This is a genomic window from Trichocoleus sp. FACHB-40 (assembly GCF_014695915.1).
Lineage (GTDB): Bacteria > Cyanobacteriota > Cyanobacteriia > Cyanobacteriales > FACHB-T130 > Funiculus > Funiculus sociatus.
The window spans coordinates 1-24,038 of sequence record NZ_JACJPF010000121.1 but is presented as its reverse complement, the minus strand read 5'-3'; the positions used below and the strand labels follow the sequence as shown (position 1 = coordinate 24,038).

Annotated in this window: 25 protein-coding genes, 1 other RNA gene and 1 pseudogene; 16 read left to right on the top strand and 11 right to left on the bottom strand. The window is 43.2% G+C overall.

Annotation, left to right across the window (positions count from 1 at the left end):
* Positions 1-34: 34 nt before the first annotated feature.
* From H6F63_RS28735 to H6F63_RS28705, 7 genes are all read left to right on the top strand, one after another.
* Entirely contained in the window at positions 35-1,063 is a 1,029-nt protein-coding gene (locus tag H6F63_RS28735) for a glycosyltransferase family 2 protein (protein ID WP_190640663.1), read from the top strand.
* A 59-nt stretch (positions 1,064-1,122) separates the two neighbouring features.
* Positions 1,123-2,079 (top strand): beta-1,6-N-acetylglucosaminyltransferase, encoded by a 957-nt coding sequence (locus H6F63_RS28730; RefSeq protein ID WP_190640662.1) that lies wholly within the window; start codon positions 1,123-1,125, stop codon positions 2,077-2,079.
* Complete coding sequence (locus H6F63_RS28725) at positions 2,076-3,107, top strand: glycosyltransferase family 2 protein (protein ID WP_190640661.1); 1,032 nt, start codon at positions 2,076-2,078, stop codon at positions 3,105-3,107. Before H6F63_RS28730 ends, H6F63_RS28725 begins: the two co-directional genes overlap by 4 nt.
* 89 nt (positions 3,108-3,196) lie before the next feature.
* Positions 3,197-3,493, top strand: a complete 297-nt coding sequence (locus H6F63_RS28720) for a hypothetical protein (RefSeq protein ID WP_190640660.1) — start codon at positions 3,197-3,199, stop codon at positions 3,491-3,493.
* Positions 3,494-3,496: 3 nt separating this feature from the next.
* On the top strand, positions 3,497-3,997 hold the full coding sequence (locus H6F63_RS28715; protein ID WP_190640659.1) for an FkbM family methyltransferase: 501 nt from the start codon (positions 3,497-3,499) through the stop codon (positions 3,995-3,997).
* 1,238 nt (positions 3,998-5,235) lie between these two features.
* The gene (locus H6F63_RS28710) at positions 5,236-6,201 is read left to right on the top strand and encodes a beta-1,6-N-acetylglucosaminyltransferase (RefSeq protein WP_190640658.1); all 966 of its coding nucleotides are present in this window, start codon (positions 5,236-5,238) and stop codon (positions 6,199-6,201) included.
* Between the two features lie 74 nt (positions 6,202-6,275).
* Entirely contained in the window at positions 6,276-8,633 is a 2,358-nt protein-coding gene (locus tag H6F63_RS28705) for a hypothetical protein (protein ID WP_199298346.1), read from the top strand.
* Between the two features lie 187 nt (positions 8,634-8,820).
* On the opposite strand, the gene H6F63_RS28700 is transcribed toward H6F63_RS28705, so the two are convergent.
* Together H6F63_RS28700 and H6F63_RS28695 are read right to left on the bottom strand one after the other, a co-directional pair.
* Positions 8,821-10,314: an MBOAT family protein gene (locus H6F63_RS28700; RefSeq protein ID WP_190640657.1), complete on the bottom strand. Its 1,494-nt coding sequence runs from the start codon at positions 10,312-10,314 to the stop codon at positions 8,821-8,823.
* Positions 10,311-11,363 (bottom strand): SGNH/GDSL hydrolase family protein, encoded by a 1,053-nt coding sequence (locus H6F63_RS28695; RefSeq protein ID WP_190640656.1) that lies wholly within the window; start codon positions 11,361-11,363, stop codon positions 10,311-10,313. The genes H6F63_RS28700 and H6F63_RS28695 overlap by 4 nt, the downstream gene beginning before the upstream one ends.
* A gap of 386 nt (positions 11,364-11,749) precedes the next feature.
* Here H6F63_RS28695 and H6F63_RS28690 point away from each other — a divergent pair, with 386 nt between their 5' ends.
* On the top strand, positions 11,750-13,063 hold the full coding sequence (locus H6F63_RS28690; RefSeq protein WP_190640655.1) for a glycosyltransferase family 4 protein: 1,314 nt from the start codon (positions 11,750-11,752) through the stop codon (positions 13,061-13,063).
* A gap of 111 nt (positions 13,064-13,174) precedes the next feature.
* Here the strand turns inward: H6F63_RS28690 and H6F63_RS28685 are convergent, their stop codons facing one another.
* Positions 13,175-13,972 (bottom strand): WecB/TagA/CpsF family glycosyltransferase, encoded by a 798-nt coding sequence (locus H6F63_RS28685; protein WP_190640654.1) that lies wholly within the window; start codon positions 13,970-13,972, stop codon positions 13,175-13,177.
* 263 nt (positions 13,973-14,235) lie between these two features.
* Positions 14,236-14,790 (bottom strand): 2'-5' RNA ligase family protein, encoded by a 555-nt coding sequence (locus tag H6F63_RS28680; RefSeq protein ID WP_190640653.1) that lies wholly within the window; start codon positions 14,788-14,790, stop codon positions 14,236-14,238.
* 61 nt (positions 14,791-14,851) lie between these two features.
* Here H6F63_RS28680 and H6F63_RS28675 point away from each other — a divergent pair, with 61 nt between their 5' ends.
* From H6F63_RS28675 to H6F63_RS28645, 7 genes are all read left to right on the top strand, one after another.
* Complete coding sequence (locus H6F63_RS28675; protein WP_190640652.1) at positions 14,852-15,118, top strand: YciI family protein; 267 nt, start codon at positions 14,852-14,854, stop codon at positions 15,116-15,118.
* Between the two features lie 42 nt (positions 15,119-15,160).
* Positions 15,161-15,257: signal recognition particle sRNA small type (ffs, locus tag H6F63_RS28670), an RNA gene on the top strand.
* Between the two features lie 118 nt (positions 15,258-15,375).
* On the top strand, positions 15,376-15,750 hold the full coding sequence (locus tag H6F63_RS28665) for a phasin family protein (protein WP_190420378.1): 375 nt from the start codon (positions 15,376-15,378) through the stop codon (positions 15,748-15,750).
* Positions 15,751-15,907: 157 nt separating this feature from the next.
* The gene (locus H6F63_RS28660; protein ID WP_190420358.1) at positions 15,908-16,324 is read left to right on the top strand and encodes a hypothetical protein; all 417 of its coding nucleotides are present in this window, start codon (positions 15,908-15,910) and stop codon (positions 16,322-16,324) included.
* 80 nt (positions 16,325-16,404) lie between these two features.
* On the top strand, positions 16,405-16,818 hold the full coding sequence (gene queF / locus H6F63_RS28655; protein WP_190640651.1) for a preQ(1) synthase: 414 nt from the start codon (positions 16,405-16,407) through the stop codon (positions 16,816-16,818).
* Between the two features lie 204 nt (positions 16,819-17,022).
* Positions 17,023-17,274: a hypothetical protein gene (locus tag H6F63_RS28650; RefSeq protein ID WP_190640650.1), complete on the top strand. Its 252-nt coding sequence runs from the start codon at positions 17,023-17,025 to the stop codon at positions 17,272-17,274.
* A gap of 117 nt (positions 17,275-17,391) precedes the next feature.
* On the top strand, positions 17,392-18,177 hold the full coding sequence (locus tag H6F63_RS28645) for a response regulator (RefSeq protein WP_190640649.1): 786 nt from the start codon (positions 17,392-17,394) through the stop codon (positions 18,175-18,177).
* 96 nt (positions 18,178-18,273) lie between these two features.
* Here the strand turns inward: H6F63_RS28645 and H6F63_RS28640 are convergent, their stop codons facing one another.
* The 6 genes from H6F63_RS28640 to apcA all read right to left on the bottom strand — a co-directional run bounded on the left by H6F63_RS28640 (position 18,274) and on the right by apcA (position 23,458).
* Positions 18,274-19,662: a cytochrome c biogenesis protein gene (locus H6F63_RS28640; protein WP_190640648.1), complete on the bottom strand. Its 1,389-nt coding sequence runs from the start codon at positions 19,660-19,662 to the stop codon at positions 18,274-18,276.
* Between the two features lie 60 nt (positions 19,663-19,722).
* Positions 19,723-20,457 carry a cytochrome c biogenesis protein CcdA gene (locus H6F63_RS28635; protein ID WP_190434557.1) on the bottom strand — a complete coding sequence of 245 codons (735 nt, stop codon included), beginning with the start codon at positions 20,455-20,457 and terminating at the stop codon, positions 19,723-19,725.
* 87 nt (positions 20,458-20,544) lie between these two features.
* Positions 20,545-21,786: an FtsW/RodA/SpoVE family cell cycle protein gene (locus H6F63_RS28630; protein WP_199298345.1), complete on the bottom strand. Its 1,242-nt coding sequence runs from the start codon at positions 21,784-21,786 to the stop codon at positions 20,545-20,547.
* Between the two features lie 207 nt (positions 21,787-21,993).
* Positions 21,994-22,197: a phycobilisome linker polypeptide gene (locus tag H6F63_RS28625; protein ID WP_190411193.1), complete on the bottom strand. Its 204-nt coding sequence runs from the start codon at positions 22,195-22,197 to the stop codon at positions 21,994-21,996.
* A 228-nt stretch (positions 22,198-22,425) separates the two neighbouring features.
* Positions 22,426-22,911 carry an allophycocyanin subunit beta gene (gene apcB, locus H6F63_RS28620; RefSeq protein WP_190420373.1) on the bottom strand — a complete coding sequence of 162 codons (486 nt, stop codon included), beginning with the start codon at positions 22,909-22,911 and terminating at the stop codon, positions 22,426-22,428.
* Positions 22,912-22,972: 61 nt separating this feature from the next.
* Positions 22,973-23,458, bottom strand: a complete 486-nt coding sequence (apcA, locus tag H6F63_RS28615; protein ID WP_190420375.1) for an allophycocyanin subunit alpha — start codon at positions 23,456-23,458, stop codon at positions 22,973-22,975.
* A 92-nt stretch (positions 23,459-23,550) separates the two neighbouring features.
* Between apcA and H6F63_RS28610 the strand changes: the two genes are divergently transcribed.
* The gene (locus H6F63_RS28610) at positions 23,551-23,778 is read left to right on the top strand and encodes a hypothetical protein (protein WP_190457203.1); all 228 of its coding nucleotides are present in this window, start codon (positions 23,551-23,553) and stop codon (positions 23,776-23,778) included.
* Between the two features lie 153 nt (positions 23,779-23,931).
* Here H6F63_RS28610 and H6F63_RS31245 read toward each other — a convergent pair.
* Positions 23,932-24,038 (bottom strand): annotated as a pseudogene (locus H6F63_RS31245) (IS701 family transposase); the annotation flags it as partial.

Here is a 24,038-nt window from a genome sequence, read left to right as displayed (position 1 = left end):
TAGTACCAAACATTAAGTCAAATCGGTTCTCAAGATGAAAACGAAAAAAGTTTCTGTCATTATTCCGGTTTACGGAGTCGAAAAATATATAGCTGCTACAGTGCAATCTGTTCTTGCTCAAACGTATAAAGATTTTGAACTACTGATTATTGATGATGGTTCTCCTGACCGGAGTGTAGAAATTTGTCAGAAATTTACAGACTCCAGAATTAAAATTGTTCGCCAACTAAATCAGGGAGTATGTGCGGCTCGTAATACAGGAATTCGCCACGCGCAGGGAGAATATCTGGCTTTTTTAGATGGGGACGATCTGTGGTTGCCAGAAAAGCTAGAGAAACATATTAAACATCTAGAAAACTCTCCTAATGTTGGACTAAGTTTTAGTCGATCTGCTTTTATTGATGAAGCGGGACAACCCTTGGGTATCTATCAAATGCCTAAGCTTAAAGAAATTACGCCACCCCTAATACTCTGTCGCAACCCAATCGGAAATGGTTCGGTTCCAGTGATTCGGCGAGAAGTTTTTGAAAGAATTAAATTTCAAGATTGTAATAAAAAAGATTGTTATTTTGATGAGCAATTACGACATTTTGAAGATGTCGAATGCTGGCTTCGTATTGCCTTGAAAACCAATTTGCAAGCAGAAGGAATTCCGGAAGCTTTAACGATGTACCGAGTCAATTCTGGAGGGGCTTCAACAAACTTTCTGAAGCAATTAGAAGACTTAGAAAAGGTGCTAGAAAAAACTAGCTCCTATGCTCCAGATTTGATTGCTCAGCATGGAAACCGTGCCAAAGCTTATGAGTTGCGGAAGCTAGCCCGATGGGGAGTACGTTTAAAAGCCGCTCCAACTGCTGTGGAAATGGCTCATCGAGCTTTATCTATCCACTGGCGCATTATTCTTGAGGAGCCACGCCGGACACTTTTAACGTTGGGGGCTGTTTATTCCCTCTGGTTGCTGCCACAACCACTCTACCGCCAGATGGAAAACGTTGCTTTAAAGATGACAGGAGCTTCCCAAAAACGGCGCATTCTTCAAGATAAATCCCGACAAGTAGCCTAAACAAACACAAATCAACTTTTCTACAAACGCTTTATCAATATCAGGATGTGTTGACCATTATGAAGATTGCCTACCTTATCCAAACCTACAAAAATCCAGAGCAAATCTATAGGCTAGTTCACATTATTAAAAAGTCGAGCCCTAACTCTTTCGTACTAGTGAGCCATAATTTTGCTGCTAGTAATTTAAATGTAGAACTTTTAGAAAATTTGCCTGACGTTAAAGTTGTGAGTGCTATAGGGGGAAGAGGTAACTTTGCCTTAGTTCAAGCTTATTTAGAAGCAATTGATTGGCTGTTGAACAACAAAATTGAATTTGACTGGCTAATTAATATCACAGGTCAAGATTATCCTACTCAACCGCTTCCTGAAATTGAGAACTTCCTGGCAGAAACCACGTATGACGGCTTTTTTGATTATTTTAACGTTCTTTCAGAAAAATGTACGTGGGGGGCGAAGGATGGACGCGATCGCTACTTCTATCAATACTGGTGGTCAGGCATAGAAATAGCCAAATGGCAACGAGGTTTACTCAAGCCTCTTCGGCTGTTTATCAATAATATTCAGCCTTGGTTCCGGATTGATTTTTCTTATGGATTGATTGTGGGAATGCGCTCCCTTTCCACTCCATTTAATGAAAATTTTTTATGTTACGGTGGCTCTTACTTCAAAACTATTTCTAGAAATTGCGTTCAATATATTCATGAATTTTGTCAGCAACATCCTGAATTGATCGACTACTACAAAAAAACCCGCCTTCCTGATGAATCCTTCATCCAAACTATCTTAATCAATAGTGGCTTATTCAACTTCTACCCACGCAATATGCGCTACATTGATTGGACAAACAGCCGCCACGGACATCCCGCTATTCTTACCATTGACTATTATCCAAAGTTAATTAGAGACGATATTTACTTTGCAAGAAAGTTTGAGATAGATCGAGACAGTAGGATTTTAGATAGGCTCGATGAAAGAATCATGCAAACTACTGTACAAGGTACGTGCTCAAAATGAAAAAGTTTTCTGTAATTATTCCAACATACAAAGTTGAGAAATACATAGCTGCTGCCATTGAATCAGTTCTTGCTCAAACTTACCAAAACTTTGAGATTATTGTTGTTAATGACGATTCACCAGATAGAAGCGTAGAAATTTGTCAGCAATTTACAGACTCTAGAATTAAAATTGTCAGCCAGAAAAACCGGGGACTAGCAGGAGCTAGAAACACCGGGATTCGCCACGCTCAAGGAGACTATATAGCTCTTTTAGATGGAGACGACTTGTGGCTACCAGAAAAGTTAGAAAAACATGTTAAACATCTGGAAAGTTCCTCATCCGTGGGAATTAGCTTTAGCCGTTCTGCTTTTATCGACGAAGCGGGAAACTCCTTGGGTACCTATTTAATGCCAAAACTTAAGGAAATTACTTCACCTGATTTACTACGCGACAATCCAGTAGGAAATGGTTCAGCGGCAGTGATTCGTAAAGAAGTGTTGGAAGCAATTAAATTTCAAGATAATCTTTACGGCACTGTTGAAGATTTTTATTTTGATGACCACTTTCGTCAGGCAGAAGACATAGAATGTTGGCTTCGCATTGTTTTACAAACTAACTGGAAAATTGAGGGAATCTCGGAAGCGTTGACGTTATACCGGGTAAATTCTGGAGGACTTTCAGCAAGCCTGCTTAACCAATTCGAGGCTTTGCAAAAGGTGATTGAAAAAACCCGTTCCTATGCTCCAGAATTAATCGCCCAGTGGGAAAACCCAACTAAAGCTTACCAGCTGCGATATTTAGCTAGGAGTGCGGTACGTCTAAAAGCCGGATTAATGGCTGTGCAACTGATGCACCAAGCTTTAGCTGCTCACTGGCGGCTCGTGCTTGAGCAGCCGCGTCGTACGTTAATGACTTTAGCTGCTGCTTATATGCTTTGGCTGCTACCCCAGCCTTTGTACGCCCAAATTGAGGCTGTTGCTGCTAAAATGACAGCGGCTACCCAGAAACGTCGTATTCTTCAAGAGCAGTCAGGGCAATCCATATAATCAATAATGAGCTATTGTTTTCCCTTGCATTAAACATCATCCAAACGAATAGAAGAAAATTTTTGCTGTTTAAGTAACTGGAGCAAGAAATGAAAAATGTTCTAGGAGTAACAAATTTCTACAAAGAGTTGATTAAGGGTACATTTATTGATGCTTTTGCCAGGTCAGTTTTGAATATTGCAAAGCTTCCACATCGCGGCGAGGTTATTAATAGACAAGACACTGCTTTCACTACTCAATTTATGTCTCGTGTTTTGACGAACCACTCAAACTCTATCGATGTGGGTTGTAACACGGGAGATTTTTTAATTAAAATTTTACAACTTTCACCTTTAGGGTATCACTATGCTTTCGAGCCAATACCAAGGTTAGCTAATAGACTTTAAAAAATGTTTCCGAATATTGATGCCAGGCAAATAGCTTTGAGTGATTCAGAGGCAGAAACAACTTTTTGGTATGTAGTCAATTCCCCTGCCCTAAGTAACTTAGATAAATCATGCTGGGAAAGCCACCATATGCCTAATACGCTCACAGAGACTATTACAGTTAAAACTCAAAGACTTGATAATATATTGAAACCCGACTTAAAGATTCATTTTATAAAGGTAGATGCGGAAGGCGTAGAGTTGCAGGTTTTCAGAGGCGCTATCCAAACATTAAAAACTCATAAACCTTACATAGTTTTCGAGAGTGGTTTAATCGATGCTCAAGAATGGCAGGATGGCAAGTTGCAAGATGGCAAATGGCATGATGGCAGAATTTATGATTTGCTTGTAAATGAGTGCGGCCTGCAAATTTTTAAGCTTAGAAGTTGCTTAGAGGGTTTAGCCCCACTCAGCCGGGATGAATTTCTGAAGTCTTCGGCCTGGAATTTTATAGCATCGCCATAGTGACAGCTATGCTCTGGCTGCTACCCTACCCTTTTTACTACGAAATTGAGGCTGTTGCTTCCAAAATGACTGCGGCTTTCTGGCTAGCCGCATTTTTCAAGGCTAGCGCCTTGAAAAAAAATTTGGATAACGCAATGTGGAACTTTATCGATTGAACTCCGTCTTGAGGAAAGGGGTATATTACCTCGTTGAACTTACTCTTGCTTACCCAACCCCTATAAATCAAAAATTTTCCTGAACTTCCCCCGGAAACCGGGCAACTAAGGGGTAGGAGCCTTTCGGAAAATTGCACATCTTGGTGGGATAGGTTTTACCATCCATCCGAATTTGTGCATTATTGCTGCTTGTTGCGATTATTTTGCTCTTGGGGTATGAGTTGATTTTAACTTTAGTAAAAATAACCTTGACATCGAATGTCCCTCTTAAGGAGGAAGCCTGCTAGATTTTCATGTAACAAGATGTATGGATGTTGAGTATTGTTAAAGTCTTGCAATAAATCTTGCAATAAAAGGTTGCAATAGTCGTTTCAGTCTGGTCATCGGTGTTTTAGATTGGGAGCTGTATTATGACCGTAGCTGTAAATAAAAAAGCTGGGTTGATCAAAGCCGTCATAGAAACCGGGGAACAGCCTATTTGTTTGGGTCAATGGAGGACTTCAACGTAATGTTTGAAGTTGGAGATACTACCCCTAGTTAATTGGGTTTCCATCAAGGTGGGACAAACAGGGAACTTGTGTTTGACTAGCCGCTCAAGGCAAAAACGCTTACTGCCAACCATTGTTTTTCGCAGGCTGACATTCATTGCGCTGCCATTGCTAACGCTGATTGCTTAATTTGTAGAAAAAGCACCTGTTATAACTCTATTTTGGGTGCGAATTCTCGTGCAGATCAGGTGTTAGCTTGAAGTTTAAATGACCATTTTACAAGTCAAAATAGGACTGTGCTTACTAAAAACCGCACAGAACTAACACGCCAACCTTATTGAAGCTCATTCCAGCCTGTTAATATTTTAACTTAAATTTGTCAGGCACAGGAGGCGAGTTTTACAGTGATTGTCGGAAGTTTGGGTGTAATCGTATAGACTAGACGGCGTTTCATCGCTTTTGCAAAAGGTGTTTACCTTTTTGTGCTTATCCACTTTTATTTTTGTCCAACCAAAGGGATATACATCAGAGGGTTTTCGGTTCGTATAAGCGATGTTTTCACGTTAGACCAATTCATTTACTGGAGACTAAAATCATGAAAGTTCTGTATCTTATCCAGACTCATAAGAATCCAGATCAGATTTACCGACTCATCCAAACCATTAAAAAATCAAGTCCTAGCTCTCAAATATTGATTAGCCATGATTTCAAAGGCTGTAGTTTAGATACACAAACCCTAGGAAACTTCCAAGATATTCATATAATTAGAGGTTTCGGGGGGAGAGGAGATTTTTCTATAATTCAAGGCTACCTGAATGCCGTTGAGTGGATTTTAAGCAATAACATTAAATTTGATTGGCTCTTCAACATCACTGGTCAAGACTATCCTATTCAACCACTTCCCCAAATTGAGAAATTCCTTGCCGACACTAAATATGATGGTTTTTTAGAGTATTTTGACGTACTTTCAGAGTCCGAGCAAAATCCTTGGGGTAGTCGGGAAGGTAGCGATCGCTATCTTTACCAGTATTGGCGTTCAGGTGGATACTTATCGCTTTGGCAACGGGCTTTAGTCAAGATTCCCCGCATGGTTATCAATAATGCTCAGCCTCTGGTTCGCCTTAACTCTTCTTATGGAATGATGGTTGGAGTTCGTACTAATTCATCGCCATTTGATGAAAAATTTGCCTGTTATGCAGGATCTTACTTCAAGACTCTTTCAAGAAAATGTGTTGAATATTTACATGATTTTTGTCATAAAAACCCGGACTTAATCAGTTACTACGAAAGAACTTGTATTCCTGATGAGTCTTTTATCCAAACTGTTTTAGTAAATAGTGGGTTATTCAATTTGTGTAATGACCATAAACGTTATATCGATTGGACTGGCACTCGGCACGGTCATCCTCGGCTACTCACAAGTCAGGATTACCCAGCAATAATTAAAAGCAATGCTCATTTTGCTAGGAAGTTTGATATAACCCAAGACAGCGAAATTCTGGATATGCTAGATGCCAGAATATTACAACAGGAGAAACAATTAAGCTTACAAATTAATTAAGGCTTATCCCTGGAAATAGGTATGTAAACTATAATTCCGTAATTAGAATTATAGTTTACATTGGGGTAAGAGGAATGATGATTTTTTTGGGTGCCGCTCGTTGGTCAACCCCGTCTTTAGCTAATGTTAATGTTGGGATGGCAATGTTCCTTTGGGACAAATCCTTTCAGGGGTTCGCGCAGCCAATTTTTGTAAGCTTATTGATTTTCTCAATAGGAATTTTATTAGCCAATATAGCGTTCAAAATTATTACCAAGCCAGGTACTCATCAAAGCCGTATTATCGGTCAAGCAGCCCGGATTGCCGTCATTGCCCTATTTGCTACAGTATCACTTCAGCAGCTGTGGAATGCAAAAAGTATTGGCAACAGTGCATCGGGACAGGCAGAGGTAGTTACTTCTCGAAATTACCAGAAAAATGTATCTCTGGGGAAGACTAATGTAGCCTTGGGGGGAGGCGGCTATGTTACGGGTATCTATTTACATCCGTTGCAAAAAGACCTCGTTTACATCAAAACCGATGTAGGTGGTTTCTATCGTTGGAATCGGGTCAATCAAAGTTGGATTCCTCTAACTGATCACTTTACGCGCGAACAAAGCCGCTATTACGGAGGAGAAGCGCTAGCACTCGATCCGAATAACCCTAATATTGTTTACATTGCAGCAGGCGACCATTTTGTGAATGGTCCAGGAACAATCTTTAAGTCTACCGATCGAGGTGCAACCTGGAAAAAGCTAAAGCTGGATTTGCCAATGGCTGGCAATGAAAGTAGACGAGACGTAGGCGAGAGACTGGCTGTCAATCCCTTTAATTCCAAGGTAATTTTTTTCGGTTCGCGGCGGGATGGACTCTGGAAGTCGCTGGATGCTGGCGAGACATGGGCTAAAGTTACTTCTTTTGGCGGAAATCTGAAAAAAGATATTGGCATCGTTGCCATTTTATTTGACAAAAACCAGTCCGGCTTAGTCTATGCCAATGCTTATGAAGATGGAATATACAAGTCTACCGACACAGGAGTTACCTGGAACAAAATAGAGGGAAGTCCAGAGAAGCCGATGCGGTTGGCTTTGAGTAGCGATCGCACCCTATATGTGACAATCAATGGAAATCCCGGAGTTAAAAAGTATGCAAAGGGGGTTTGGCAAAACATCACCCCTAAAGATGAGAAGGATGACTTTAATGGTGTGAGCGTCAATCCGGCCAATCCTCAGGAAATCATCGTTGCGACAAAGCAGCAAGACAAAAATACTAAAATATACCACTCATTAGATGGGGGTGCCACCTGGAGGGAGGCGAAACGCTCCATGAATAATACTGTCCCTTGGTGGTCAGATTATATGCTCTCAACTCCAGCTTTATCCTCCATAGAGTTTGACCCAAAAGTTGCAGGAAGAGTTTGGTTAACTGATTGGTACGGAATATGGCGGACAGATAACATTAGCAAACAGCCTTCTGTCTGGACTAATTATCAGAAAGGACATGAAGAATTAGTCATCTTTACTCTGGTTGCGCCTCCCAAGGGAGCTGTGCTGTTGAGCGGTGTAGCAGATGTGGACGGTTTCTACCATAACAATGGATTGGACGCTTACCCATCCCAAACGTTGGGTGGAGGAGATAAGAGTGTTTCATTTCAGGACACTTACAGCATTGCTTACAGTGAAAGCGATCCCTTAAAAATGGTGCGTGTCGGTGGGACTCGCTGGAACAATAATTATACGGGTGCAACTTCAACAGACGGCGGTTTAACTTGGAAGCAGTTTGCTTCATTTCCAAAAAACAAGATGCCGATCCGAGTAGCAATGTCGGCGACTAATCCAAATCAGTTTGTGGTAATTGTTAGCGGTGCTACGGCTCGACGCACCTCAGATGGCGGCGCTTCTTGGACAAAAGTTACAGGATTACCCGACGGTATCCAGGGTCCGTGGGAGTGGCGTTTGCCGCTAGCAGCAGACACAGTGAATGGTAAGACGTTTTATTACTATGCCGATGGGAAATTTTATCGCAGCACTGATGGGGGGGCAGATTTTCAAGTTGTAAATTCGTCACTTCCCAAGAAGAAATGGTATTCGGTGAAAACAGTTCCGGGAGTCGAGGGTGAGGTTTGGATGACCCTTAACAGCGATGGCCTTCACCGATCAACGGACGGTGGCAAGAAATTTGTGTCAATGACAGGAGTTAAGAGAGCTTATCTGTTTGCCTTCGGGAAGCCGCAGCCGGGAAGCACGATTCCAGCTCTGTATTTGTACGGTGAAATTAGGAATATGGGTCAGGGAATTTTCCGTTCTCTAGACCAAGGAAAAACCTGGACAGAAATTGGCGATCGCTCACGGCCCATCGGCAAAAATCCCCAAGTAATGGAGGCAAGCAAACAGGAGTTTGGGCTAGTCTTCATTGGTACGGGAGGCAGGGGAATTTACTATGGGACTCGCTAGAGCAGCAGTTGGTCTATTTTACTGAACACACCCACTTGTCCAGTACCGTGACAAGTGGGTGTATATAGTGTGAAAAACGCGATCGCGCGAGTCGCCAATTCCCGCTGTAATAATTTTCTTAGATATCGCGCCCCCTCAAAGTTATTTTTGAGCAGGAGGGCAGCGAAAACTACCCCATCCGGAGAATTTAAAATTGGAAGTAAATGAAGGGAGAAGGATTTTGAGGGGCTAAGAAAATTAAGCCCAATACGATAAAAAATACCACAAACAGCTCTCTAAATCTATTTAGTTTTAGTTTAACGCCTTTATTTAATTGGTTTCCTACATAATCGCAAACAATTAAAGCAGGAATAGTCATAATTAAAGAATTTGAATACCACGGGATTCCTGCTGGATTTGCCAGAAAAAACATTTTTTGAAGAATGAGTAATGAAATGGAGAAATCTGTTGATCTAAAGAAAACCCAGGTCACGCATACAAAGGTAAAGGTTACAAACCAAGCTAAAACGTTGTATAAATATGATGTTAAGTAGCTGGGTCTAAAAAATCCCAGAGTAGTTACCTGTTCAGCCGATCCTAAAACTGGGCGTTTCACATCTAATTCAGCTTGCTTGCTTATCTTGGGTTCTTTTTGTACACGCTCCATATACATCTTGTGAATCGCCAAGCCTATGCCGTGCAACCCACCCCAGGCAACAAAATTCCAACTAGCTCCATGCCACAATCCGCCTAGTAACATGGTAACGAAAAGGTTAAAATACTGTCTTTGCTTTCCTTTCCGATTTCCACCTAATGGAATGTACAAATAGTCTCTCAACCACGTAGAAAGAGAGATATGCCATCTGCGCCAGAATTCCGTGACGCTGCGAGAAATGTAGGGAACGTCAAAGTTTTTTGGAATGTCAAAACCTAAACATTTTGCCACTCCAATGGCCATATCTGTGTAACCACAAAAATCGCAATAAATTTGAATAGCGTAAGCTATGACAGCAAACCAAAGTGTCATCGAACTATAAGCTTGCGGACTTTGAAAAACCGGATCTACAAAAAGTGCTAATCTGTCAGCAATAAATACTTTTCTGACTAAGCCAAGTAAAAATATTTGAAACCCATATATTAAATTTTCCCGTTTTATAATAACGTCTTCTTCTATCTCAGGCAGAAATTGCTTTGGTTTTAAAATTGGGCCTGCTATCAAATGTGGAAAGAAAGCCACCAATAATGCAAAATCCCAAAAACTTTTAGCTGATTTGTTAATATTGCGATAAATATCAATCGTATAACTCATCACCTCGAAGGTAATGAACGATATCCCTACTGGAAGTAGGATATTCAGAAAAGGCAGTTTGACGTTAAGCGGGTTTAATAATACATTAGTTGAATCAATAAAAAAATTAAAATACTTAAAAAAACCTAAAACCCCCAAGTTGAATACTAAACTTATTATTAGCCAGTCTTTTTTACTTTTTGGGGTTTGGCTAGATTCCATTTTCAACCCTGCATAATAGTTGAAATAAGTCATACCAAACATTAACAAGGCAAATCTGTAGTCCCAATAAGCATAAAAATAGTAACTTGCTACCAGAAGAATTCCTCGTTTAATGCGACTTGATTTAACAAGTATCATTAAGAATAGGACTATGACAAAAAATACTAAGAATTCCACGCTTGAAAATATCATTTTAGTATCCTCTCTTCAAAAATATTTGCCAGGCGCTTAGCACTTAATTCGTGGCCTATTTCATTGATGTGTCCTCTTCCTCCCAGGATTGTATTGTTAAATCCATGAGCAGGTTTGTAATATGTATGATAATAGTTAAGAAAATCCTCTCTCATATTTATAAAGTTCATATTATTCTTTGCTGCAAGTTTATTTAAACTTCTTTCAATTTTAGTTGGTTTTTCATTTGTTATATCAGCATAATTATCAATGCTCGGTAAGTACAAAATTACTAAATTTGGGTATTTATCCTTAAGGGTTTTTAGTGTCCAATCTATAACCTCATCGTAATCTGGCGATGGTTTTTTTTCTACTTTAGATTCCTCTGGATTATTATGAGTTGGTTTAGCCGCCATCGCTTTTTTAAAGTTGTTTCCACCTACTCGTAAAACTGAGTATTCGACCATAAAGCTAAGCTTCGGAAATTTTTGCAAAAATAATCGAGATAAAGCATTGTCACTATAAAATTCATCAACATATACTGTTTGAAAAGTATTAGCTTTTTTGACAACATGAAATTGCTTTGCTTTATCTAAAATATCTTCTGTAAAATCTTGATCTACGAGTTGTATGACTACACTATCTGGCTGAATTTCAGAATCATAGAAGTTTGCCAAATGAATATAATAAGCTGGAGAAGCACCGTCTCTACCAGCATTGATAGTATTAAAGTTTAATTTTAATTTATTCTTGATTTCTTTTTGCAGTAAATAACTGTAAGTTTTATTGTCGGAAACCTGAACTGCTTTTGTATAGGAGTCACCTAAAATAAGCACTCTATGTTCATTTTTTTGTTTTTGTGAGATATCTCCTCCCCTCATTCCCAGGTTGTTTAATTTTATTCTACTAAATCCTTCTTCACCTTGGACAGCGATGCCTGCCTTATTAATCCTTCCTAATACGGGATGATTGATAAATCCAGAATTTTTTACTACTGAATTTGATAAAATAATTTCCCATAAAACTAACGCTGAGAGTAGGGATGCAAAAGTCTTTAAAATCAGCTTCATTTTATTTTCTCACCGCTTTTTAGTTCTGAAATCCCTTATTTATGAAATCGATGGTAGTTAAATTATTTGCTTAATTCTATATACTTACGTGTTTTAAGTTGACGGTAGCAGTTGCCGACTATGTTATTCCATCATCTTGGCATTATTCTAAAACTTTAATTAAGTATAATATATAAAGATTGTGTAAAGAATTCGGCATTGTATGTAAAAACACTGTAATGTATTTCAAATACATAAAACTTAGGTTCCGACTCAAGCAAATCTAAGCTAGGGAATCAGGTGTAACTTGTCATAGGAAATTTATCGCTCACTTGGGTGCCTCTGAAAGCAGCAAAACTCTACAAGCCTCTTACAGACCGATTACTTTTAGATAGCGAGTACCAGTAATGGAGCCTTTGACCCGTCCCCGTGTATTGCTGATTGCAGAATCTGCGAACCCTGATTGGATAAGTGTGCCGCTTGTAGGCTGGTTGCACAGCCGAGCCATTGCTAAGCTGAGTGACGCGCATATAGCCACCCAAAGCTACAACCGCGAGGCATTTGTCCGTGAGGGATGCGTTGAAGGAAAGGACTTCACAGCCATTGACACCGGACAGGTGCATGAGCCGATCAAGCGCCTTAGTTCCTTGCTGCGCGGTGGCCACAATAAAGGCTGGACTATGGTAACTGCCTTGTCTACTTTCACCTATTACTACTTTGAACATTTAATCTGGCGCGAGTTTGGTCAACAGATTACTGATGGGAAGTTCGACATTGTTCACCGCCTCACGCCACTGAGTCCAACCATCCCAAGTCTGCTGGCGCAAAAGTGTCACCGGGTAGGAGTGCCCTTTGTGCTGGGACCGCTGAATGGCGGTTTGCCTTGGCCCAAGGAGTTTGAGGCAACGCGACGCGAGGAGAAGGAGTGGCTTTCTTATATCAGATGGGCGTACAAGTTGCTACCTGGATACGGCTCTACTCGAAAATACGCTAGTGCGATCGCCATTGGCTCCCGCTCCACTTGGAACCAGATTCCTGCCCAGTACCGGGACAAGTGCGTGTATATTCCGGAAAATGCGATCGCTCCGGAACGGTTCACCCTGCAACGTACTCGCCAAGCGTCGCCCCCCCTCAAGGTAATCTTTGTCGGTCGTATTGTACCGTACAAAGGAGCTGATATCCTCCTCGAAGCAGCGGCACCATTAATTCGGGCGGGTGAGTTGACAGTGGAGATTGTCGGTGACGGTCCGGATATGCCCAAGCTCAAGGCACTCCTCAAGCAGGAGAAAATGGAAAGTGGTGTAGAACTAGCCGGACACGTGGAACACGCCCGCGTCCAAGAACGACTCGCTAATGCTGACTTGTTGGGGTTTCCCAGCATTCGTGAGTTCGGTGGTGCTGTGGTAGTTGAGGCAATGATGATGGGGCTGGTGCCGATTGTAGTGGACTATGGGGGTCCCGGCGAACTTGTTACTAAATCCACAGGCTACACCGTTCCAATGGGTTCGAGAGCGGAAATTGTGGCGCGTTTCCGTGAAATCCTCAGCCGTTTAATTGCCGATCCCAGTATTATCGCTGAAATGGGAGAACGCGCCCGCGATCGCGTTTTAACCCATTTCACTTGGGATGCTAAAGCTCGGCAAACCCTTGAGGTATATCGATGGGTTCTTAAATCTAGGACTGATAAACCCAACTTTGGGATGCCATTAGACGATGTTTAATAACTGAATTACTGAAAATAATTCTGACTTTATTAACGGTAATGGCAGATAGTCCCACTGTCTGCCATTACCGTTAAATTTTTATAGAGACACAATGCAGGGAACAAAAGCTTATTCCCACTTAATGCGTTCCAACCTCATAGAGTTCTTGTCTTTTCTAAATGGTGTCTTATAAAGATTCATCTTTTGTTTTAAAATCAACCAGAAAAAGGGAAGGTCGTCTATTAAATATCTCTTCCATAGCCTTTGAGGCTCGGATAAAAGTCTATGCAACCACTCTAAGCCAACATCACTCATCCATTTGGGAGAGCGTTGTTTATTGCCTGCTTCAAAGTCAAGAGAAGCACCTATTGACAAAAATACTTTTATTTGTGGCAACTTATTTCTATACTTTAAAATCCACTTCTCTTGCTTAGGCGCACCAACCCCTATTGCCAAAGTTGTAGCGCCTGACTTGTTAATCATGTCAACAATTTTTAAACATTCTTCTTCGTTTCTTTCAAATCCAAAAGAGGGGGAATATGAAGCGATTATAATCTCTCTCCCCACTTGATTATTAATTTGTTGTTGAGCTTTACTAGCTACGCCTTCGGCAGCCCCTAGTAAGAAAATCTTAACGTTTTCGTTATCTTTGTTGTACGTGTAGAAAGCTGGAAACAGATCCGAACCGGAAAGCTTTTCTTTAAGAGGTGTGCCTAAAAACTTGGAGGCATACATCACTATTTGGCTATCACACACTTTGTAAGTGGCAATATTATACGCCTTATAAAAATCTCTATCGTTTTGTAACTTAATCAGGTGATCTACATTAGGCGTAAATACGATACCACCGGATGAATCCAGCTTTTCTAGTAATTCTGATTTTGATAAGTTGTCAATGGATACATTCAATACATTAACTTTTTGCATTGACCCCTCTCACTCAGCAATTATACTTGCTTGGACACAGTTACATTCCCAGACTACAATCCGACAAGCCATCAGCGCCTCTACCCTGAGGCAGGTTAAATATGTTCAGCATTATGAACTAAGGTAGATTTAAAGTTTTTGTTAAGACTAAGTATTTTCACGTAAAAGCACGCTTTGTTGCTGGAACTAGGACACTTCCAGAAGCTGGCGCTCCCATCTGTTCCAAAAACTACCCCCGTCAAAACTCTTTTGCCAGTTGCAGTTCAGGCACTCAAGAAAGGTAATGAAGAGTGAATATTCCAACGCTGACCTGTATAAATCAGCAGCGTAAGATGGGAAAGCGTGAACTTAAAATCCAAAGTTTGGGGCTGAAATTCTGTCCACGCACCATAAAAATTTTGCCGCGTCAAGTCTCTAAAGGCTATAGTCATGTGAGGAGCAAAAGGACGCTTCTGGGATAAATCTGCAATTCCCAAGTTTTCCTCCAAATAAGCTCTTAAATCGGCTTGTAAAGCTATAAGTTCTGGCGTTTTGATGACATTGATATAGATAACGCGGGGTGGAAAGGCTCCAAACCCTGATAGGATAATGGGAATCGGTGAATGACGAAGGGCAAATGTCTTCAAGGACTCTTCTAAAGATGGCACTGCCTCCACCGACCATTCAAAAGGTGGTTGCAGAGTAATATGCGGGGGAGACTTCAGTGCGCCACTGCTTGCATAGACGCTAGCAAAGTGCTGCTTAATTTCAGTAACGTAGTCCTGAATCTCCTGCGGCGGCAAGAGAGCGACAAAAAAGCGGTTTTTTGTTTTGTCCAAGGAATTTTTTAGGTGTAAGTTACTTTACATATATATATAGATATACAAGGGAAGAAAGTGGATGCCCTGGTTTGTAAAGATTGAAGAAGGCATAGTAGACAAACCAACCTTTGATAAATCTGTACCAGGGCACAAAGCCTATATTCAGGATTTGATTGCCAAAGGACACCAAGCACGTAGCGGTTACTGGATACAGAAACGAGGTGGCATGATGCTATTTGAAGCATCCTCAATGGAAGAAGCGCAAGCCATTGTAGCTCAAGATCCGCTGGTGCAAAACGGCTGTGTCAAGTACGAACTCTATGAATGGCGAGTGGTTGTTCAATAAAATTGCTTTCCACTTGTCGGCAAATGATGTTATGCTGTAAACGATCCGGACCCATGCGATCGCAACGCCCAAACCTTGTCAGGACCGGAAGGTAGCAGCAACACGGGATGCTTGCGATAGGCGTGGAATCCGGGTCACACCGAAACGGTGCCGAAACACCAGTGCTTAGTCTGGAGATTGGTGGGCAGTTCCCTGGTTTCACGCTTATGCTGGAATCAGCAGATACTTGCAGATTCTTCAAGGAGCGACTGGTTGCGATGCCTGGTTTTGGAGATATTGTTAAAAAAGCGTTCTACCTGGGAGTAGGTTTAGCTGCCTCAGCGGGTGAGCAAGCCGGAGAGACATTAGGGGGCTTGCGATCGCAAGCGCAAAAGCTGGCAGACGAAATGGTGGCAAAGGGCGAGATGACAACAGACGAAGCCCGTCGTTTTGTCGATGATATGATGAAACAAGCCCAGCAGCCAACCGTTGAGCAAAACAGCAGCAGCAGCAGTACCCCTGGAGAGCCGCGCCGGATTGAAATTCTCACAGAGGATGAAGAGCCAAAATCGGCGGGAACTCAGGACGTAGATACTATGCGCCAACAGGTGCAAGCACTACAGGATGAACTGCGGCGGCTGAGGCGCGATTAGTCCAGCAACAAAAAGAAGCGCGAGGCAACGGATGCGCGGCTACGCATCTGGGCGAATAATTGGCATCGCGCTATTAAAATCAACGATTGCTGATTGATTCGGTTGGCTCCGGCTGCGTAGCTGGTAAAAATTAATGCTCTTGTGCTGAGTATTCAAAATGGAAGACTTGCAAAAAGATTTTTTCGAGATGCTGGAAGCAGTGGCTTATGAAGTAGAGCAATTCTTCATTGGCATAACAGAATTAGTAGACGAAGTTGCCGAAAACGTGCAAAGCGTCATCGGAACAGATATCGACCAGTGTTTGCAGGAAATATTTGAACCACTGGCAGAGATTTATTTAGACTTTGAAGAAATAGTCAACGAGACAGATCAGTCTTTCACTTATATAGTGGATACAGTTGAACCCACAGCACACAAACACCCGGCTTGTATTGGTTGCCGTAATTACCACGGTCAAGTTTACAGCGGTAACTTATTAGTCTGCGGGATGCACCCTTATGGTTGGGAAGATAAAAATTGTCCTGACTGGGAATCTTTTGGTAAAGACTCTTCTACCTCCAGAGATATTTTTTGAGTTTTTAGTTATTAGTCATTAGCTTGTTTTAAAAGGCTAATGACCAATAACCAATGACCAACGCTCGCTAACAACTACTGATGAGTAAATCGCCAATTCAACAACCATCGCCTGAGACACCGCCAGAAATGAAATATGGCGAACGAGAGATTGCCGAGGGACAATTAATTACGTTCCCCAATCCGCGAGTCGGACGCCGCTACGACATTCACATCACATTGCCAGAGTTTACGTGTAAGTGTCCTTTTTCTGGGTATCCTGACTTTGCCACCATCCACGTTACTTATGTACCTAATGAGCGGGTGGTAGAACTGAAGGCGATCAAACTGTATATAAATAGTTACCGCGATCGCTACATCTCCCACGAAGAATCCGTCAATCAAATTCTCGATGACTTTGTAGCTGCCTGCGATCCCCTAGAAGTAACGATCAAAGGTGATTTTACTCCCCGTGGCAATGTCCACACAGTTATCGAAGTCCGTCACCAGAAATAAAGGGATTGGCAACTAAAAGGCAAAAAAAAGGATTCTTTTTTTTGCCTTTTTCCTTTCCCTTACACATCTACTAACGGTGACTTTACCTAAGCTTTCATCAAACGCCACCAATAAAATCACTAACTATACCCTTTAGGATACTTTGCATCTGCCTTTAGGCTGATATAGGAGTCTCCAGAAAAAGCACTTGGCGATTTGGTGTTTATGCAGACATTGCCGATATATTCAGGATTGACAAAGCTAGAGCGGCAGATCGTTGCTATTAACCAGAAGCAAGCTACCGGAGAGTTGATTGTCGGTTACAGGACTCCTCAATGGCGACTTTGCTTTTTCCTCGGTCAATTAGTTTATGCCGTTGGGGAAACTCATCGAGTCCGACGTTGGCAACGAGCTTTGAAACACCACTGTCCGGATTGGAAAGTTGAAAACGACCAACTAGCTATCACCCAACTTTGAGAATGCCAGCTGCTGCATCAAGGGATCGCTCAAGGTCACTTGAGTGCGGCTCAAGTTAAAGCAGTGATGTGTGAGAGTACGCAAGAAGTCTTGTTCTCCATGATCCGCTAGCCGAGTTTGTCAGGGTGTTGGCGCGATCGCGAATATCAGGAGCCGCGACTTCCTTTTTACCTCACCTTGTGTTTCTTGGAAATTCAGCACCTTATCCAGCAAAGCCAACACCTTTATCAGCAATGGCAAGGTTTCGGAGTCAGCTATCTCGATCCAGAAATGGCACCTGTCCTTAAGCAGTCTCCGTCTGATGTGACCCAATGTTCTGTAGATACTTTTCTTAATTTAACTGCCTTATTCAATGGTCGATACACCATTTGGGATCTGGCTTTGAAGATGAAGCAACCGCTTACCAGAGTAGCTCGTCTGTTGCATCACTTCTACCAACAAGGGGTAGTGGAACTGCAAACAGTGCCAGATTTTCCTCCCCCCTTAGCACCCAGTTATCTAATTGATGCCATTAGGAAAAGTGAGTCTACGATCGCTTGTGTGGACGACTCTCCTATGGTGGGAGAATATTTAAAAGAGATTCTTATCCCGGCTGGCTACCGAGTAGTGTACATTCAAGATCCCATTCAAGGGGTTGCTACCCTCGCCAAGCACAAACCAGACCTGATTTTTTTGGATTTAGTGATGCCAAGAACTGATGGTTATAATGTTTGTAGTTTTCTGCGGAACAGTTCTGCTTTTCGCCAGACTCCCGTAGTTATTCTCACCAGTTGCGATGGTTTGATTAACCGGGTACGCTCAAAGTTTGTCGGTGCAAATGATTTTTTAACCAAACCTTTTGAAAGCAAGCAAGTTCTGCAAGTCCTCAAAAAGCACCTGCCAAAGAAAAGTGCTGAGTCCTGAGTATTATAAAAGCCCATTTCCTCGTTCTCAGGCTGAGTCTGGGAAAGCTGGGAAGGAGACTCTGCTTCCTTCCCAGCTAGAAATAGGTGAACCGGATTAAGCGATCGCTTGAGCCTTAACAACTGGAACTTCTGCCTTTGAGTGCGCCAGTTTATCGAGAATATCAATTAATTCTCGCTCAAAGGCAACTTGCGCCCGATTGGTTCTGCCACCAACATAGAAGCGATCGCCTTCTTGCAAAGCCCAAATTTGCGAGTGGGAAAAGTAACTCATCACCACACCCAACATCAGCAAGCCAAAGCCAGCATAAACCATCGGAATACCTGGATCTGCTTTGATTTGTAAGCCAGTGCTACCAACAACATCAGTAATAGTCAGCTTCACCTTATTAACGTCTACCGACATCCCAGAGCGAACCGTGTTAATCAGCTGACCTTTAGCATCATAAAGTAGCAGCGTTCCCTGTAAATCTTTCGCCAGCAGGGAAACTCCCTCACTCAAATCTGGTTTAGTAGGAATCCAAGTTCCCCAAATTCTACCCCTACCACCAGTATCTAATAAAGACATTGGTAACTGTAAAACCGGGCTATTGTTCAACTTTACCTGGATAGCTGCGACTCCCCAATCAGTTTGATAGAACGTCACGCCTTTGTAGCGCAACGGCTGATTGACGTGAATCGTCTTATGGTCAACTTCTTGCCCTCTATTGTCCAGCACCGACAAATCCGAGTAAAACTGGTCAATTCTACCTTCTGGTGTATAGTCAATCCAGAAGCGATTCACCCGCACCGACCAATCTTTGGGAACTTGTGGCAGCGCCCAGGAACCAGCTTCAATAATATTTTTCACCTGAAAAGTTTCACCGCTTGGCACCATTTCCTGTGCCACAAATCCGGTGATTGACCCCCAAATCGCCCCCGCCAGAATCAGTAACATACTGGCATGAACCACAATTGGGCCAATGCGACCAACAATTCCCTTACGGGCGTAAAGTGTATCTCCTTCTTGAAAAACTTTGTAGCGTCGTTGCTGCAACAACTGGGTAAGTGTACTCAGCGAACCTCTATCTAGTTCCGCACTTAAGGCAAGTTTCTCAAACTGTCGGGGTTGGTCGTAAAACTTCCACCGCCGCGCAGCTTTCAAAGCTGGAAACTGGCGAGTAAAGGTACAGGCGGTTAAGCTGCTGCCGAACAAAATCATTATTGACAAAAACCACCAAGTACGATATACATGATCCAATCCGATTACCTGAATTACCTTCCAAGTCAGGAAACCGAACAGGGCGGGATGTTCTGGATAGTTAGCTTGGTAGAAAGCGGGAGATTGACCTTGTTCGATCACCGTACCAGAGATGCTGAAGAATGCGATCGCTAGTAGCAGCGCGATCGCTAACCGCAAATCGGAGAGCAACGGTAACAACTCGCGCTGAAAGAAATTTTTGGGAGTTGACACCAAATTTGATAAAAAAGAATCTTTTCCAGTCATTTTTTGATAATTGCTAATAGGTAATAGCTAATAGCTAATTGTTTTTATTACCATTAGCTATTAACCTACAGGAAGCCGAGATAGCAGTGAAAACACACCAAATCCCACCAACAAAGCGCCGCTAACCGGGTTTATCCAACCAGACCATTGACGCAACTCCAGCAACTTTTTAATAGAAGCAGTAAAAGTCCCCGCCAAAATCAAAGGTGCGACGTATCCCGCCGTATAGGATAGCAGCAAAACTCCACCTAACACAAAATCCTGCGTCGTGGCAACCCAACCCAACAAAGTTGCCAAAACAGGGGTACTGCAAGGGGAAGCTATCACCCCAAAAGTTAAGCCAATTAGATAAGAACGGACACCCTCTGGTAAGTCTTTAGAAATCCATTCAAAACCACCCCAAGCAGGCAACTGTAAAGGCAATGCTTCGAGTAAATTTAACCCCATCAGGATTGCCAAAAGACTGACAATTATCGGCAAACCGAATCCTACCTGACCGTAAACTCGTCCTACTAAACCTGCCAAGATTCCCAAACCCGCCAGCGTCGTTGCCAATCCGAGTGAAAACCAAGTCGATTGGGCCGCGGCTTGCAGGCGACTTTTAGTTTCATATCCCCCAATGTAGCCAATGGTAATTGGCAACATCGAAAGCATACAGGGTGTCAGGCTGGTAAATAACCCTGCTGCAAAAATTACTGCGATGCTGAGAAAGCCCAAATGTGTCAGCTGAGTAGAGACGAGGTGATTAGCAAATTGTTCTAATTCATAAAGTCTAGTAGAGAGAGTTTCAAACATGGGGCAGTTGGCGTGTAAAATGCTTGCTCTGCTTGAATTTTAGCTCACTTAGACTGGTGATTTTTGTGGGCAACCCCAAGACCTCATCTAAGCATTGGGCTTTTGGATAACCCGACGCGATCGCCCCTGAACAAACCTCCGCCCCTGCAAAGGCACAACCTCAGCCTCACTACTTTCTCTCGCCACTCGAATCAACAGCCCCGCCGCCATCAAACTCGCAATCATCGAATTGCCACCATAGCTAAACAACGGCAACGGCAAACCAGTTGTAGGCAAAACGCCTGTAGCAACACCAATATTCAGCAGCGACTGCCCCACCATCAAAACCATTGTTCCAATTGCCACCAACCGATGAATGGGAGTTTTAGCCCTCATTGCCACCATCAGCGCCAGCGTCGCATAAGCCATCAGCAACACTATCAACAGCAAACTGCCTGCAAAGCCGAACTCCTCTGCATACACCGCAAAAATAAAATCCGTGTACTGAATCGGCAAATAAAACAGCTTCTGTTGCGACAACCCAAAACCAGACCCCCAAGTACCGCCAGACCCTACCGCCAGTAAACTTTGAACCAGCTGGTATCCATCTTGCATCGGATCAGCCCAAGGATTGAGAAACGACATCACCCGCCGCCGCTGATATTCCTTCACGCTGATACTAATTGTTGCCAAAAGCAACCCGCCCAGCGCCGTTCCCCCTAAATAGGAAAAAGGCAACCCAGCCGCAAGCGCAATCAGCCACAAAGTCATTCCGCACAGCGCAGTTGTACTCAAGTTCGGCTGTAGGATAATTCCCAAAAGTACGCAGCAAAAAATAAACAGCCACGTCAATCGCACCCTCCAAGTCAGCCTATCCCAGTTTCCAAAAATGCGAGCGCTTTGCAACACCAAAAACGGCTTAATCAACTCAGAAGGTTGCAGGGGAAACGGCCCCAAGGCAATCCAGCGCGTTGCACCATTAGTTGTGGTTCCTACTCCCGGAATTAGAGTGACGAAAATTACCCCCAGCAGCAGTATCACACACCAATTGGCTATTCCCAGTAAATGACGCAGGGGGAAATTTACCACCACGTTAAATACCAATAGCCCCAGCATCACCGAGATAATTTGTCGCTTGAAGTAGTACAGTCCATCCCCATACTCAGCATCCCCACTGGGATAAGATGCTGAGAACAGAACCACTAAGCCGATAAATAGCCAGAGGAAGGTCAGCCACCTCAACAACCGGGCATCTATTGCCCAATCTTGGACGGCGGGATTAAAAAAGGGAACTAGCTGACGTAAATTCACAAAGGACGTGGCTTTTGAAGTGACATTCAATCGCTGCATGATAGCAATTTAAGGCGCAAAAGCAAACCCCTTTAAACCCAGATACAGAGTTGTAGCAGGTCTTTGATTTTTAAGTCTAAGTGAACCGTATTTATTTAACCTCTAAACACTGTGCGGCAGGAGTCTCACTTTTACCCTATGGGTTTAAAAGGGAAACTCCTGCCGCCTTTGTTAAAAATTCTGTAAATTAGCCTGCGAAAGAAGGAATTAAAGCAGTCCAGTATTGACCCCAGGCTTACCAGTAGCTAACTCAACCTTAACAATTTTTCCACCCATTTTCATAATCCGCTGCTGTTCGCGAAACCAGTTTTCGTAGGGAACCAGTTTCGTGAAATAAGTGTTTTGCAACTCCCGCTGAGTCCGAATACGGGTCTGGCTGGGGACACAGGCAGTAATTTTAAACATCCGCATGGGTGTATTTCTCCTATTAAGCTGAGTAAATTTTTGATTTGAAACGCTCTAGGGATTTACGCATCCCTATCATATAGAAGGCTGGGAGTCAAGAGTCAATGCTAGACCGTTAAAACTCATTAACTGAATTAAACAAGCCTTTGACGGGCTAGCACTCACTCCAAACTTCCCAGACTTCGCCAGACAAAATGCTCGCCTGTTGAACTTCAGCGATTAATCGAAAATCGCTTAGCTCAAACCAGAGCAGATGTAGTCAAAATAGACGCCCATTTCCTTACCAGCGTCAGCACCAACCAAGCTGGCGGTAACTTCTTTCATGGCTTGGATAGACTGCACAGTGGCAGCAACGGGAACGCCTAGAGAGTTGTAGGTTTCTTTTAGACCATTCAACACGCGCTCATCCAGAATGGATGGGTCGCCAGCCAACATGGCATAGGTGGAATAGCGGAGGTAGTAGTCCAGGTCGCGGATGCAAGCAGCATAGCGACGGGTGGTGTACATATTGCCGCCGGGACGGGTGATGTCCGAGTACAGCAGAGACTTAGCAACAGCTTCTTTAACAATGGTGGCGGCGTTAGCGCTGATTGTGCTTGCTGCACGAACCCGCAGTTCGCCTGTTTGGAAGTAGCCCTTGAGCTTTTCTAACGCACCAGTGTCCAGGTATTTGCCTTGAACGTCGGAGGAATTGATAACAGCAGTAATTGCGTCTTGCATTTTTTTGTTTCCTTATCTCACGTAGTCAGATCTAAATCAAGAGCAGGGAAGGGGAAACACCCTACTGCATGGCACCAATCACGTAGTCGAAGTAAGAACCTGCTTCAGCAGCTTCTTCTCCAGACATCATTGAGGAAGCAGCATTCTTCATAGCGCGAATGCCTTCGGCGACTGCTTCAATGGGGGTACCCAGAGACTTGTACATTTCGCGAACGCCAACCAGACCGATTTCTTCAATCGGAGTAACGTCGCCGGAAACGATTCCGTAGGTTACTAGACGCAGGTAGTAGTCTAGGTCGCGCAGGCAAGTAGCGGTCATTTCTTCGCCGTAGGCATTGCCACCGGGGGAAACAACATCAGGACGCTTTTGGAACAGCTGGTCGCCTGCTTGCTTAACGATGCGCTCACGGGAATCGGTCAACATTTGGGCAATCCGCAGACGCTTCTCGCCGGAGGTGACGAAGTTCTTGATCCGGTCTAATTCGCCTGGGCTGAGATAGCGAGCCTCGGCATCGGCATTCACGATAGATTTCGTGACGATACTCATTTCTGGATTCCTCCAATCAAAAGAAGTTTTTAATTCAGATAGGCTGAAACTGGCATTCTGCAAGGAATGTCTGAGTTTATCGCTGCTATTAGATGTACTTTACGCTTAAAGTGTGCGATTCAGTATCTCTAGCATTTTTCAGCGTAACCGTCGGTACACACCGCCTCAGACTCAGCTACCTTCCGCAAATAATTCTGCGGCATTACGTTCACATTCCAAGTCTGTTCTTAATACTTTTTAACATTTATCCTCATTTAGGGGCTTTCAGAAGGCGATCGCGCCTAGTCTTGAGTGGTAGCGATCGCGCCTGGGATTTGTGAACCACTCTCTCCTGCGGCATAACACGCAGTAGGGGAGGACTGCCCTTCATCCCTTGGTGCCAAAACCAAGGTCAACAACTTGGTTGCGTGGCATCGACGTGAGAATAGGGCATAGGGCAGCGTTACAAAATTATTTAGCTATTGGGACAGGAGTTACGCAGTTGGTGAGAGGGACAACCAAGGAGCAGCTAAGTAAGATCGCACCGCCTCACGAACAATGCTGAGTTTAGACTCGTAGCAACTGATGCCCGTGTTGAACC

Coding starts and splice junctions, on each gene's coding strand:
- H6F63_RS28690 (WP_190640655.1), top strand. CDS start 11,750: ATGGAGCCTTTGACCCGTCCCCGTGTATTGCTGATTGCAGAATCTGCG.
- apcA (WP_190420375.1), bottom strand. CDS start 23,458: ATGAGTATCGTCACGAAATCTATCGTGAATGCCGATGCCGAGGCTCGC.
- apcB (WP_190420373.1), bottom strand. CDS start 22,911: ATGCAAGACGCAATTACTGCTGTTATCAATTCCTCCGACGTTCAAGGC.
- H6F63_RS28665 (WP_190420378.1), top strand. CDS start 15,376: ATGCCTGGTTTTGGAGATATTGTTAAAAAAGCGTTCTACCTGGGAGTA.
- H6F63_RS28640 (WP_190640648.1), bottom strand. CDS start 19,662: ATGACTGGAAAAGATTCTTTTTTATCAAATTTGGTGTCAACTCCCAAA.
- H6F63_RS28720 (WP_190640660.1), top strand. CDS start 3,197: ATGAAAAATGTTCTAGGAGTAACAAATTTCTACAAAGAGTTGATTAAG.
- H6F63_RS28715 (WP_190640659.1), top strand. CDS start 3,497: ATGTTTCCGAATATTGATGCCAGGCAAATAGCTTTGAGTGATTCAGAG.
- H6F63_RS28630 (WP_199298345.1), bottom strand. CDS start 21,786: ATGCAGCGATTGAATGTCACTTCAAAAGCCACGTCCTTTGTGAATTTA.
- H6F63_RS28705 (WP_199298346.1), top strand. CDS start 6,276: ATGATGATTTTTTTGGGTGCCGCTCGTTGGTCAACCCCGTCTTTAGCT.
- H6F63_RS28625 (WP_190411193.1), bottom strand. CDS start 22,197: ATGCGGATGTTTAAAATTACTGCCTGTGTCCCCAGCCAGACCCGTATT.
- H6F63_RS28650 (WP_190640650.1), top strand. CDS start 17,023: ATGCAGACATTGCCGATATATTCAGGATTGACAAAGCTAGAGCGGCAG.
- H6F63_RS28735 (WP_190640663.1), top strand. CDS start 35: ATGAAAACGAAAAAAGTTTCTGTCATTATTCCGGTTTACGGAGTCGAA.
- H6F63_RS28730 (WP_190640662.1), top strand. CDS start 1,123: ATGAAGATTGCCTACCTTATCCAAACCTACAAAAATCCAGAGCAAATC.
- H6F63_RS28660 (WP_190420358.1), top strand. CDS start 15,908: ATGGAAGACTTGCAAAAAGATTTTTTCGAGATGCTGGAAGCAGTGGCT.
- H6F63_RS28725 (WP_190640661.1), top strand. CDS start 2,076: ATGAAAAAGTTTTCTGTAATTATTCCAACATACAAAGTTGAGAAATAC.
- H6F63_RS28610 (WP_190457203.1), top strand. CDS start 23,551: ATGTACTTTACGCTTAAAGTGTGCGATTCAGTATCTCTAGCATTTTTC.
- H6F63_RS28700 (WP_190640657.1), bottom strand. CDS start 10,314: ATGATATTTTCAAGCGTGGAATTCTTAGTATTTTTTGTCATAGTCCTA.
- H6F63_RS28695 (WP_190640656.1), bottom strand. CDS start 11,363: ATGAAGCTGATTTTAAAGACTTTTGCATCCCTACTCTCAGCGTTAGTT.
- H6F63_RS28685 (WP_190640654.1), bottom strand. CDS start 13,972: ATGCAAAAAGTTAATGTATTGAATGTATCCATTGACAACTTATCAAAA.
- H6F63_RS28710 (WP_190640658.1), top strand. CDS start 5,236: ATGAAAGTTCTGTATCTTATCCAGACTCATAAGAATCCAGATCAGATT.
- queF (WP_190640651.1), top strand. CDS start 16,405: ATGAGTAAATCGCCAATTCAACAACCATCGCCTGAGACACCGCCAGAA.
- H6F63_RS28675 (WP_190640652.1), top strand. CDS start 14,852: ATGCCCTGGTTTGTAAAGATTGAAGAAGGCATAGTAGACAAACCAACC.
- H6F63_RS28635 (WP_190434557.1), bottom strand. CDS start 20,457: ATGTTTGAAACTCTCTCTACTAGACTTTATGAATTAGAACAATTTGCT.